Here is a 12,269-nt window from a genome sequence, read left to right as displayed (position 1 = left end):
GCCACTGGAGTCAGAATGGTCGAGTACAGCACCCCACTGCTTGTCGAGGTCGCGCCCGACCGCAATCTCAACGACCTGTTCGCGGAACGGCTCGCGGCCGACCCCGACGGTGTGGTCATCGAGCACAAGACCCAGCAGACGGGGCCCTGGATCCCGATCACGGCGCGCGAGCTCGACGCCGAGATCGTGGCCGTCGCGAAGGGCCTCGTCGCACGAGGGGTCGAGCCGGGTGACCGCGTCGGCATCATGTCCCGCACGCGGTACGAGTGGTCGCTGCTCGACTGGGCCATCTGGGCCGCCGGCGCCGTGCCCGTGCCGCTGTACGAGACCTCGTCGGCGGAGCAGGTCGCCTGGATCCTCACCGACGCCCACGTCACGGTGCTCGCGGTCGAGACCGAGACGCACGCCGCCACCGTCGCCGAGATCCGCGCGGACGTCCCGGACCTGCGCGAGGTCCTCGTGATCGACGGCGGCGCGATCGACACCCTCGTCGCCGCGGGAACGGACGTGCCGGACGACGAGATCGCCCGCCGCCGCGGGCTCGCCGACCTGTCGAGCCTCGCCACGGTGATCTACACCTCGGGCACGACCGGCCGACCCAAGGGCGTCGAGCTCACGCACGGCAACTTCTACGAGCTCACCGTCAACGCGGTCGAGGGGCTCAAGGCCGTCGTGTCCGACCCCGGCTCGCGCACGCTGCTGTTCATGCCGCTCGCGCACGTCTTCGCGCGGTTCATCCACGTGCTGTGCATCCCGGCGGGCGCCGTGCTCGGCCACTCCCCCGACACCCGCACCCTCATCGAGGACCTGGGCTCGTTCCGGCCGACGTTCGTGCTCGCGGTCCCGCGCGTGTTCGAGAAGGTCTACAACGGCGCCGAGCAGAAGGCCGCCGCGGGCGGCAAGGCCGCGATCTTCCAGCGAGCGGCGAAGACCTCGATCGTCTACTCGCGCGCGCTCGACGACCCGCGCGGCCCGAGCCCGTGGCTGCGGCTGCAGCACAAGGTCGCGGACGTCCTGGTGCTGCACAAGCTGCGGGCGCTGCTCGGCGGGCAGGCACGCTGGGCGATCTCGGGCGGAGCACCGCTCGGCGAGCGCCTCGGCCACTTCTACCGCGGCGTCGGCCTGCGCGTGCTCGAGGGCTACGGCCTGACCGAGACGACCGCGCCCGCGACCGTCAACCGGCCCGAGGCCACGAAGATCGGCACGGTCGGCCTCCCGCTGCCCGGCACCGCGATCCGGATCGCCGACGACGGCGAGATCGAGGTCAAGGGCGTCCAGGTGTTCCGCGGCTACCACGACAACCCGGAGGCGACCGCTGAGTCGCTCGACGACGGCTGGTTCCGCACGGGCGACCTGGGCTCGCTCGACGAGCAGGGCTTCCTGTCCATCACGGGGCGCAAGAAGGAGATCATCGTCACGGCCGGCGGCAAGAACGTCGCACCGGCCGTGCTCGAGGACCGGCTGCGCGGCCACCCGCTGATCAGCCAGGTCGTCGTGGTCGGCGACCAGCGCCCGTACATCGGTGCGCTCGTCACGCTCGACCCCGAGGGCGTGCCCGGCTGGCTCAGCGCGCACGGCAAGCCCGCGATGACGCTCGAGGAGGCCGCGCGGGACGTGGACGTCCTGGCGTCGATCGACAAGGCCGTCGCGCGCGCGAACAAGGCCGTCTCGCGCGCGGAGTCGATCCGCAAGTACCGCATCCTCGAGACGGACCTGACGATCGCGAACGGCTACCTCACGCCCAAGCTGAGCGTGAAGCGCTCGCTCGTGCTCAAGGACTTCGAGGCCGAGGTCGACGCGCTGTACGAGTCGGGCCCGGGCGGGCACGACGTGGCGCTGGGCTGACCAGGCTCCGGCTCCGGCTCCGGCTCCGGCTCCGGACCCAGCACCGCACAGCAGGCTCACGGACGGGCGACGAGACTCGCGGGTCTCGTCGCCCGTCCGTGTCAGCCGCCCTCGGCGAGGCGTAGCGGCGGGACCAAGTTCAGGTCGGCGAGCGTCCCCAGCGCGCGGCGCTCGGCGTCGTCGAGCTCGAACGGCACGCGGGCGTCCCGGCCCGCGACGCCGGGCGGTCGCTCGTGCGCGCGGTCGGACGGACGTTCACGCAGCCGCTCGCGGGGTCGGTCCCCGGCCGCGCGTGCCGGCACCTCGAGCACGAACGTGACGACGCAGTCCGCGCAGGCGGCCGGCCGAGCGGTGCACCCCTCGCAGTCGATGATCATGCGCCGGACGCTAGGGCGGACCACCGACACGGTGGCCTCACGCCGGCCTCGGACGGTGCTGCACCGCAGACGACCGGCAGCGCCGGGCGGCTCAGCCGTGGTGCAGGCGCGCGACGAGCGTCGCGGACGGCACCACGTACGCGCCCCGCGCCTCGACGTCGCGCGCGACCTCCTGGTCGCTCGTGACGACCACGACCACCCGACCCGTCGGCTCCGCCTGCACGAGGCGGCGGATGAGGTCGTCCGCGATCTCCCCGACCGAGAAGCGCACGCGGATGCCGCGTGCGAGCGCGGTGGCCGGCAGCGGCGTCGGCTGACCGTCGAAGCAGCACGTGACCTCGGCACCCGAGCGCGCCGCCATCGCGCCGAGCCCGTCTACGAGCAGGCGGCGCTGCTGCTCGAGCGTGAGGTCGGGGAACGCGGTCTTGGTGACGTTGTAGCCGTCGACGACGAGGTGCGACCGGGGCTGACGCAGCAGCTCGTCGAGCAGCGCGGGGTCGTCGACGAACCGCCCGCGCGAGCCCACGCGGGCCGTGCTGCTCGCCTGGGGCGGGGCGACGAGGTCGGCCGGCAGGTCGGTGGTCGGAGCCAGGGCCAGCTCGGTGCGCAGGCCGCTCGCCGCGTCGACGATCGTGTCGAGCAGGAGGCGCACGCGCGCGTCGGCGAGCTTGCGGGCGACCCGCAGCTCGGCGCGCGCGGCGGTGCGCTCGGCCTCGGCCGCGCGGCGCTCGTCGGTGGCGATCTCGAGCACGGTCGCCGCCTCGTCGCGCGCGGCGCGCGCCTGGTCGAGCAGCTCGTTCGCCTCGCTCAGCGCCTGGCGCCCCTCGGCACGAGCCCGGTCGGCGTCCGACCGCAGACGTCGCGCCTGCTTGCGCAGCGTCGTGAGCTCGTCGCGCGCGGCCTCGTGCTCCTCGCGCAGGCGGGCGAGCTCGGCCGTCACGCGGTCGAGGTCGGCCTGGGACGGCCCCGTCCGCACGGGCTCGGGTGCGGGCGCGGTGGCGTGCGCCGGCACGAGGTGCTCCCACGGTCGGCCGAGCAGCCACGCCCCGGCCGCGGCGGCGAGGGACGGCTCGAGCGCACCGGCGTCGTCCTGCTCTGCGTCAGCGTGCGCGCGGGCGTCCCGCGGCACGTCGTCGGAGGTCGTCCCGTCGGACGTCGGCTCGCCGTGCGCCGTCTCGTCGTGTGCCGTCCCGGGTGCCGTCTCGTCAGGTGCCGTCTCGTCGTCACCGCTCTCGTGACCGACCCCGAGCCGGGTCGCCAGGTCGGGGTGCTCCTGGGCCCACGTCCGGCCGACCCGCGCGCGGAACGCGTCCTCGTGCAGCGCTGACCACAGGGGCACGGCGCCGGCCACGGCCCGCTTGGCGGGTGCGAACGCCGCGACCCTGCGCAGCGCGGCCGGGACCGCGGCGCGGTCGTAGCCGGCCAGCGTCCTCGCGGCGACGGCGACGATCTCGGCGCGCAGCGCCGTCGGAACCCGCCCGTCGTCGCCCATGGCGTCACCCTAGGCCGCAGTGCGCGCGGCCGCGCGCACGCGCCCAGGTCAGCGCACGGATCCGCCGCAGCCCGCTGCGACCACGACACCGTGCGGCCTCCGCGGACGGGTGGCCGACGTCTCGCGACACGCGGGGTCGACCCGCCGAGCGTGTCGGAGCGCGCGGGTACGGTCGCGGCATGTCGTCCAGCCTGCACCGCCTGCGTCCCGTGTGGGCGGGCGCTCCGGCCGACGGCATCCCGGTCCAGCTCGGCCTGGACGAGATCGGCACCCCGCTGTCCGAGGTGACGTTCGTCGTCGTCGACCTCGAGACGACCGGCGGGACGCCGGCCGAGTGCGGCATCACGGAGATCGGCGCGGTCAAGGTGCGCGGCGGCCAGGTCCTGGGCGAGCTCCAGACGCTCGTCGACCCGGGCGGCCCCGTCCCCCCGTTCATCCAGGTGCTGACCGGCATCACGTCGTCGATGCTCGTCGGCGCACCGACCATCGAGGAGGTCCTGCCCTCCTTCCTCGAGTTCGCGCACGACTGCGTGCTCGTGGCGCACAACGCGCCGTTCGACGTCGGTTTCCTACGGGCTGCCGCCGCGCGCACGGGCCACGCCTGGCCCGGGTACCGCGTGGTCGACACCGTGCGCCTCGCGCGCCGCGTCGTGACGCGCGACGAGGCGCCCAACCACAAGCTCGGCACGCTCGCCGCGCTGTTCGGCGCCGCGGTGACCCCCAACCACCGTGCGCTCGACGACGCACGCGCGACGGTCGACGTCCTGCACGCGCTCCTGGCCCGGCTCGGCCCGCTGGGCGTGACGCACCTCGAGGACCTCGCGACCGCGACCGACCCCGTGCCGCAGGAGGTCCGCCGCAAGCGGACGCTCGCCGACGGGCTCCCGGACGCCCCCGGTGTCTACCTGTTCCGCGGCCCGAAGGACGAGGTGCTCTACGTCGGCACCTCGACGACGTCGCTGCGCACGCGCGTGCGCTCGTACTTCACGTCGTCGGAGAAGCGCGGTCGCATCCAGGAGATGGTGCGCATCGCCGAGCGCGTCGACCCGGTGGTGTGCGCGACGCCGCTCGAGGCCCGCGTACGCGAGCTGCGGCTCATCACCGAGCACTCGCCCCGCTACAACCGGCGCTCACGCTTCCCCGAGCGCATGCCGTGGGTCCGGCTGACGAGCGAGCCGTACCCGCGTCTGTCGATCGTGCGCGACGTGCGCGACGAGCCCGGCGCGAGCTACATCGGCCCGTTCGGGTCGCAGAGCTCGGCCCAGCTCGCCCTCGAGGCGCTGCAGGAGAGCTTCCCGGTCCGCCAGTGCACGAGGCGGCTGCCGCTCGTGGCGCCCGCGAACGCGTCCGCGTGCGCGCTGGCGGACATGGGCCGGTGCGGGGCGCCGTGCATCGGCCAGCAGGGCGAGCCCGACTACCGCGAGGTCGTCGAGCGGGTCCGGTCGGCGATGCTGGGCGATCCGGCGCCGGTCGTCGCGGTCCACGCCGAGCGCATCGACACCCTCGTCGCCCAGCAGCGCTACGAGGAGGCCGCGACGGTCCGCGACCGGCTCGGCGCGTTCCTGCGGGGCGCCGCCCGCGCGCAGCGGGTGATGCCGGTGGCGCGCTGCGAGGAGGTCGTGGCCGCGCGGCGTACCGACGACGGGGGCTGGGAGATCGTGCTCGTCCGGCACGGGCGACTCGCGGCCACGGCGCGCGTCGACCGCATGACGGACCCTCACCCGACGATCACGACGCTGCGCTCGACCGCCGAGCACGTCCCGGCACCGATCGCCCCCGCGTCGGCCGCGCACCCCGAGGAGACGGACCTCGTGCTCGACTGGCTCGAGCGACCGGGCGTCCGCATCGTCGATGTGGTCGGGACGTGGGCGCTGCCCGTGCGCACGGCTCTCGGTGACGTCGAGCCCGCCGCTGCGCTCGCGGCGCACGCGGCCGCGGTCCTCGGCCGGGCCGCGCCTGGGGTGCCCGTCGAGCAGGACGAGCCGCGCGTCGCGGCTCCGCCGGTGCCCGAGGTCGCCCGCCACGCCGCGATGCCCCGCACGGCGTGAGCCTTCGCGCGGCATGATGGCAACCATGCTGACCGCCATCGTCCTCATCGAGACCGACGCCGCCCGCATCCCCGAGGTGGCCTCCGCGATCGCCGACATCCGCGGCGTGAGCGAGGTCTACTCCGTGACCGGCGAGGTGGACCTCATCGCCCTCGTCCGCGTGCGCGAGCACGACGACCTCGCCGACGTCATCGCCGACCAGGTGAGCAAGGTCGAGGGCGTCCTGCGCACCCAGACGTACATCGCCTTCCGCACGTACAGCCAGCACGACCTGGACCAGGCCTTCGCGCTCGGGCTCGAGGATTGAGCCGGAGCGCAGCGTGAGGTGAGGGCCGCCCGGAGGCGGCACTCGCCTCACGCGGAGCGCAGGCTCAATCCGACCAACAGACACAGGGACTGAGCCCGAGCGCACCGCACGATGAAGGCCGCCCGGAGGCGGCACTCGCCTCACGCGGAGCGCAGGCTCAATCCGACCAACAGACACAGGGACTGAGCCCGAGCGCACCGTGACCTGAGGGCAGGCCTCACGCGCTGGCGCGCTGCCACCTCTCGAGCGCACCTCGCGCGGCACCGCTGTCGATGGACGCGCGCGCGTGCTCGACGCCCGCGGCGAACCGCTCGAGGAGCGTCCCGCCACTCGTCCCGGACAGCGTCCCGTCGGCGACGAGCGCGGCGGCGGAGTTGAGCAGGACGGTCTCGCGCACGGCACCGGGCTCGCCGTCGATCAACGCTCGCGCGACGCCCGCGTTGTGGGCCGCGTCGGCGCCCCGCAGCGCGGCGAGCTCGACGCGCTCGACGCCCAGCTCACGCCAGTCGACGAGGTGCTCGGTGACCTGCCCGTCGGCGACCTCCCAGATGCGCGTCGAGCTCGTCGGGGCGATCTCGTCGAGACCGTCCTCGCCGCGGAACACGAGCGCGCTCGTCCCTCGTCGGGCCAGCACGCCCGCGATCAGCGGACCCATCCGCCCGTCGCCGACGCCGATCGCGGCCGAGCCGGGCTGCGCCGGGTTGGTCAGCGGGCCGAGGAAGTTGAAGGCGGTGGCGATGCCGAGCCCGGCGCGGGCAGCCGCGGTGTGCCGGAACGACGGGTGGAAGACCTGCGCGAAGCAGAACGTGATCCCGGCCTCGAGGGCGATCTGCGCGACGCGCTCAGGTGCGTGGTCGAGCCGGATGCCGAGCTGCTCGAGCACGTCGGCCGACCCGGAGGACGACGACGCGGCGCGGTTGCCGTGCTTGACGACGCGCAGCCCGGTGCCGGCGATCACGAGCGCCGACATCGTGGAGATGTTCACGGTGTGCGAGCGGTCCCCGCCGGTGCCGACGATGTCGACGGTGCGACCGGGCACCTCGATGCGCTGCGCGTGCGCCAGCATGGTCTCGGCGAGCCCGGACAGCTCCTCGACGGTCTCGCCCTTGGCGCGCAGCCCGACGAGGAAGCCGGCGATCTGCACGGGCGACGCCTCGCCGCGCATGATCTCGTCCATCGCCCACGACGCCTGCGCCGCGGTCAGGTCCTCACCCGCGACGAGACCGGTGAGCAGGTCGGGCCAGGTGGAGGCGCCGCTCATCCGGCGACGGCCTGCGACGCCAGGAGCCCGACGACCGTGGAGTGCAGCTCGCGCGGGTCGAGCGGGCGGCTCACCGTCGCGTCGGCGTTGGACCAGGACGCGAGCCACGCGTCCTGCGGGCGACCGGTCAGCACGAGCACCGGAGGACAGCGGTAGACCTCCTCCTTGAGCTGGCGGCCCAGGCCCATGCCGCCGAGCTTGTCGGCCTCACCGTCCAGGACGAGCAGGTCGACGCCGCCCGCCTCGGTGGCGGACACGACCGCGGCCGGGGTCGCGGTCTCGACCCACTCGATCTCGGGCGCGCCGTGCTCGAGCCGCGGCCCGATCGCGAGCCTGACCTGCGCGCGCACATCGACGTCGTCGCTGTACAGGACGATCCGCGGTCCGCGGTTCGTGGCGGCTGGGTCGTGCGCGGTGCTCATGTGGTCCCTCACTCGTCTCGACGTGCGTCGTGAAGCATCTTGGCACGGCGTGACGCAGGACACGACGCCCGCTCGCCCACGGTGTCGCGACGGGCCGCCCTCACGACGATCAGGGGCCTCACACCGGCTGCCTGAAGGCCTCAGATCCTGACGGTGTGACATTTACCGCCCGCCACGCGTGGGCCCAATGGCCCATGCGGACGTCGTTTCCGCCATAATGGCGACCGTGTCGACCGCAACGGCTGCCCCTCGCACCGCCCCCCACGTGAGCGTCAACCGACCGAACCCAGTGTCGGTCGGGACGATCGTGTGGCTGGCCAGCGAGCTCATGTTCTTCGCCGGCCTCTTCGCCATGTACTTCACGGTGCGAGCTGCCGTCCCTGAGGAGTTCGCGGAGCAGACCGCGAAGCTCAACCTGACGTTCGCGGCGATCAACACGACCGTCCTGGTGCTGTCGTCGGTGACGTGCCAGATGGGCGTGTGGGCCGCCGAGCGCTTCCAGCCGGTCCGCAGCGGCTCGCTGCTGCAGGTCAACCGCTGGGGCATGAACGAGTGGATGACGCTCACGTACGTCATGGGCGCGTTCTTCATCGGCGGCCAGGTCTACGAGTACGCCGAGCTCGTGCACGAGGGCCTGACCATCTCGTCGAGCCCCTACGGCTCGGTCTTCTACCTGACCACCGGCTTCCACGGTCTGCACGTCGTCGGCGGCCTCATCGCGTTCCTGTTCCTGCTGGGCCGCTCGTTCTCGGCCAAGCGGTTCGGGCACCACGAGGCCACGACGGCCATCGTCACGTCGTACTACTGGCACTTCGTCGACGTGGTCTGGATCGCGCTGTTCCTGGTCATCTACCTGCTGCGCTGAGCCGCACCCCGCCCCACTCCCCACCATGCGAGACGAGGATCGATCCGTGAAGGCACTCGCGGCCCGCAGGCACGACCGGCGCGCACCAGCGATGCTGCTCCTGCTGGCGCTGCTGCTGGTCGGTGCGGTGTACGCGGTGGTCGCCCCTTCGTCGGCCGAGGCCGCCACGAAGACCGCGACCGCTGACGACATCGCCGCCGGCGAAAAGCTGTTCCAGGCCAACTGCTCGACCTGCCACGGACCGTCTGCGTCCGGCACCGACAGCGCGCCGTCCCTCATCGGTGTGGGCGCCGCCGCGGTCGACTTCCAGGTCGGCACCGGGCGCATGCCCATGCAGATGACGGGCCCGCAGGCCCAGGCCAAGCCCGTGCAGTTCACGGACGAGCAGATCTCCCAGCTCGCGGCGTACGTCGCGTCGCTCGGCGCCGGCCCGGCCATCCCCACGGAGGAGATGGTCGACCCCGCGCTCGGCGACTCGGCGTCCGGCATGGCGCTGTTCCGCACCAACTGCGCGATGTGCCACAACGCGGTCGGCGCCGGCGGCGCCCTCTCGCAGGGCAAGTTCGCCCCGAACCTGTGGGACACGACCCCGACGCACCTCTACGAGGCGATGCTCACGGGCCCGCAGTCCATGCCCGTCTTCAACGACGCGAACCTCACGCCCGAGGAGAAGCGCGACATCATCGCCTTCATCGACGAGCAGGGCCAGGGTTCGCCCGGTGGCCTCGACCTCGGCTCGCTCGGTCCGGTGAGCGAGGGCCTGTGGGCCTGGGTCGTCGGCCTCGGCCTGCTGCTCGGCATCTCTGTCTGGATCGGAGCGAAGTCCTCGTGAGCACCCCCCACGACCACAACCGCGACGTCGCCGTGCACGGTGATGGCCACGGCGAGCTGCCCGCGCGGTTCGAGAACCCGGGGCTGCACGAGCACACGCCGCGCCAGGCCGACGTCGACCCCCGCACGAGCAAGCGCGTCGAGCGCCAGGTGCTCGCGCTGTTCACGCTGTCGATCCTCGGCACGATCGCGGTCATCTGGGCCTACTTCGCGCTGCCCCCGGGCGAGACGGTCGGCTCGATGCGCGTGTCGAACCTCGTGCTCGGCCTGGGCCTGGCGGTCTGCCTGCTCGGCATCGGCATCGGCGGCAACTACTACATCAAGGTCCTCATGAGCAATCGTGAGTACGTCGAGGAGCGGCACGAGCTGCGCTCCTCCGACGAGACCCGCGAGATCGCCGTCCAGATGCTCAAGGACGGCGGCGAGGACTCCGGCCTGACCCGACGCGGCGCGCTCGTCGGCGCGGGCGTCACCGCTCTCGCCCTCTTCCCGCTGTCGATCCTCGTGCCGCTGATCGGCAACGTGGGCGAGGACTGGAACGTGCGCAAGTTCAAGCACACGATGTGGAAGAAGGGCACTCGCCTCCACACCGACCCGACGAACCGCCCGATCAAGGCCTCCGACGTCACGATCGGCGACGTCTGGCACGTGATCCCCGAGGGGCTCAACGAGCTCGAGCACGGCATGCTCGACGAGAAGGCCAAGGCGATCGTCCTGCTGGTCCGCCTGGACCCGCGCGACATCAAGTCCGACCAGTCTCCCGCGGGTGAGACCTGGGGCCACGAGGGCATCGTCGCGTACTCGAAGGTCTGCACCCACGTGGGCTGCCCGGTGGCGCTCTACGAGCAGCAGACCCACCACCTGCTGTGCCCGTGCCACCAGTCGACCTTCGACGTGGCGGACAGCTGCAAGGTCGTCTTCGGCCCCGCCAAGCGTCCGCTGCCGCAGCTGCCGATCACCGTCGACGACGAGGGTTACCTGGTCGCGCAGAGCGACTTCGCCGAGCCCATCGGCCCGAGCTTCTGGGAGCGTGCGACCAAGTGAGCGACCTCAAGTCTCCCCCGACGCGTACCGCGAAGGCGGCCGGCGCCACTGCCGACTACCTCGACCAGCGCACCGGCATCGGCGGCGCGGTCAAGTTCTTCGCGCGCAAGGTGTTCCCGGACCACTGGTCCTTCTTCCTCGGCGAGATCGCGCTGTACAGCTTCGTCACGCTGCTGATCTCGGGCGTGTTCCTGACGCTCTTCTTCGTCCCCAGCATGGGCGAGACGCACTACGAGGGCCCGTGGCCTTCGATGAACGGCGTCGAGATGTCCGAGGCGTTCGCCTCGACGCTGCGCCTGTCGTTCGAGGTGCGCGGCGGGCTGCTCATGCGGCAGATCCACCACTGGGCGGCGCTCATCTTCATGGCGTCGATCGTCGTGCACATGATGCGCGTGTTCTTCACGGGTGCGTTCCGCAAGCCGCGTGAGATCAACTGGCTCGTGGGCTTCGTGCTGCTGATCCTGGGTCTGGCCGCCGGTTTCTCGGGCTACTCGCTCCCGGACGACGTGCTCTCGGGCAACGGCCTGCGCATCACCGACGGCGTCGTCAAGGCGATCCCGATCATCGGCTCGTACATGTCGTACTTCGTGTTCGGCGGCGAGTTCCCCGGGCACGACCTGATCCCCCGGCTCTTCACGGTGCACATCCTGCTCGTGCCGGGCCTGATCCTCGCGCTCGTCGGGCTCCACCTGTTCCTCATGGTGATGCACAAGCACACGCAGTACCCGGGCTCGGGCCGGTCGAACACGAACGTCGTCGGCTACCCCGCGCTCCCGGCCTACGCCGGCAAGCTGCTGTTCAACCTGTTCGTGGTGTTCGGCGTGATCGCCCTCATGGCGGCCACCATGTCGATCAACCCGGTGTGGAACTACGGCCCCTACGACCCGTCACCGGTGTCCGCAGGAGCCCAGCCCGACTGGTACATGCTCTTCCTCGAAGGCTCGCTGCGACTGATGCCGGGCCAGACCGAGTTCATGATCGGGCCGTACACGCTCAGCCTGAACATCCTGATCCCCGCGATGATCGTCCCGGGCATCCTGTTCACGCTGCTCGGCGGCTACCCGTTCATCGAGGCGTTCGCGACCGGTGACAAGCGCGAGCACCACGTGCTCGACCGCCCGCGCAACCGGCCGTTCCGCACGGCGTTCGGCGTCTCGCTGCTCGTGGCCTTCTTCATCCTGGTCCTGGCGGGCTCGAACGACCTCATCGCGACGCATTTCCACCTGTCGATCAACGACATCACGTGGACGTTCCGCGTGCTGCTGTTCGTCGCCCCGTGGCTGGCGTTCGTGATCACGAAGCGCATCTGCCTCGGCCTGCAGCGCAAGGACCGCGAGCTCGTCCTGCACGGCCACGAGACCGGTCGCATCGTGCGTTACGCGTCCGGTGAGTACATCGAGGTCCACAAGCCGCTGGACGCGCACGAGCGCTGGCTCCGTGTGCAGCACGAGGCCGTCCGCCCGCTCGAGATCGAGCCGGCCGAGGACTCGCGCGGCGTGCGCCGCAAGGGCTACAAGACGGACCGTCTGCGCCAGCGGATCTCGCAGGTGTTCTACGAGGACCGCGTCGAGCCGGTGACGCCCGCCGAGCTCGCGGCCGCACACGCGGCGCACGGCGGTCACGACGACCACGCGATCGAGTCGCACGGCGCTCCCGTGCAGGTCGGCGCTGGTGTGACGGCCGATCCAGCATCCGAGACGACGCCCGACGGGCGGAATCGCTGATCCTGGACAAGAGTTGACCGAGTCGGGCGGCTCGCCCCACGGGCGGGCCGCCC

Annotated in this window: 11 protein-coding genes; 7 read left to right on the top strand and 4 right to left on the bottom strand. The window is 72.2% G+C overall.

Annotated elements, in window-relative coordinates; translation table 11 throughout:
* The first annotated feature begins 15 nt into the window (after positions 1-15).
* Entirely contained in the window at positions 16-1,845 is a 1,830-nt protein-coding gene (locus CPE01_RS01890) for an AMP-dependent synthetase/ligase (protein ID WP_146804968.1), read from the top strand.
* Between the two features lie 101 nt (positions 1,846-1,946).
* Here the strand turns inward: CPE01_RS01890 and CPE01_RS01885 are convergent, their stop codons facing one another.
* Positions 1,947-2,222, bottom strand: a complete 276-nt coding sequence (locus CPE01_RS01885) for a hypothetical protein (RefSeq protein WP_146804967.1) — start codon at positions 2,220-2,222, stop codon at positions 1,947-1,949.
* Positions 2,223-2,313: 91 nt separating this feature from the next.
* A complete protein-coding gene (locus CPE01_RS01880; protein WP_146804966.1) occupies positions 2,314-3,714 on the bottom strand; it encodes an NYN domain-containing protein in 1,401 nt (466 codons plus the stop codon).
* A 179-nt stretch (positions 3,715-3,893) separates the two neighbouring features.
* Here CPE01_RS01880 and CPE01_RS01875 point away from each other — a divergent pair, with 179 nt between their 5' ends.
* Positions 3,894-5,762: a DEDD exonuclease domain-containing protein gene (locus CPE01_RS01875; protein ID WP_146804965.1), complete on the top strand. Its 1,869-nt coding sequence runs from the start codon at positions 3,894-3,896 to the stop codon at positions 5,760-5,762.
* Positions 5,763-5,787: 25 nt separating this feature from the next.
* Positions 5,788-6,069, top strand: a complete 282-nt coding sequence (locus CPE01_RS01870) for an Lrp/AsnC family transcriptional regulator (protein WP_146804964.1) — start codon at positions 5,788-5,790, stop codon at positions 6,067-6,069.
* Positions 6,070-6,286: 217 nt separating this feature from the next.
* Here CPE01_RS01870 and trpD read toward each other — a convergent pair whose 3' ends face one another.
* Complete coding sequence (gene trpD / locus CPE01_RS01865; protein WP_146804963.1) at positions 6,287-7,330, bottom strand: anthranilate phosphoribosyltransferase; 1,044 nt, start codon at positions 7,328-7,330, stop codon at positions 6,287-6,289.
* A complete protein-coding gene (locus CPE01_RS01860) occupies positions 7,327-7,752 on the bottom strand; it encodes a response regulator transcription factor (RefSeq protein WP_146804962.1) in 426 nt (141 codons plus the stop codon). The genes trpD and CPE01_RS01860 overlap by 4 nt, the downstream gene beginning before the upstream one ends.
* A gap of 217 nt (positions 7,753-7,969) precedes the next feature.
* Here CPE01_RS01860 and ctaE point away from each other — a divergent pair, with 217 nt between their 5' ends.
* From ctaE to qcrB, 4 genes are read left to right on the top strand one after another with little or no spacing between them, the layout of a single operon-like run.
* Positions 7,970-8,617 (top strand): aa3-type cytochrome oxidase subunit III, encoded by a 648-nt coding sequence (gene ctaE / locus CPE01_RS01855; RefSeq protein WP_146804961.1) that lies wholly within the window; start codon positions 7,970-7,972, stop codon positions 8,615-8,617.
* Positions 8,618-8,663: 46 nt separating this feature from the next.
* Positions 8,664-9,449 carry a cytochrome bc1 complex diheme cytochrome c subunit gene (gene qcrC, locus CPE01_RS01850; RefSeq protein ID WP_146804960.1) on the top strand — a complete coding sequence of 262 codons (786 nt, stop codon included), beginning with the start codon at positions 8,664-8,666 and terminating at the stop codon, positions 9,447-9,449.
* Complete coding sequence (gene qcrA, locus CPE01_RS01845) at positions 9,446-10,492, top strand: cytochrome bc1 complex Rieske iron-sulfur subunit (RefSeq protein ID WP_146804959.1); 1,047 nt, start codon at positions 9,446-9,448, stop codon at positions 10,490-10,492. Before qcrC ends, qcrA begins: the two co-directional genes overlap by 4 nt.
* Positions 10,489-12,216, top strand: coding sequence for a cytochrome bc1 complex cytochrome b subunit (qcrB, locus tag CPE01_RS01840; RefSeq protein WP_146804958.1), 1,728 nt, complete (start codon positions 10,489-10,491; stop codon positions 12,214-12,216). The genes qcrA and qcrB overlap by 4 nt, the downstream gene beginning before the upstream one ends.
* The last annotated feature ends 53 nt before the right edge of the window (positions 12,217-12,269 follow it).

Source organism: Cellulomonas persica, from assembly GCF_007989825.1.
In the GTDB taxonomy this organism is placed as follows: domain Bacteria; phylum Actinomycetota; class Actinomycetes; order Actinomycetales; family Cellulomonadaceae; genus Cellulomonas; species Cellulomonas persica.
Note: the sequence above shows the minus strand (reverse complement) of the source record. Positions and strands in the feature narration are given on the sequence as shown.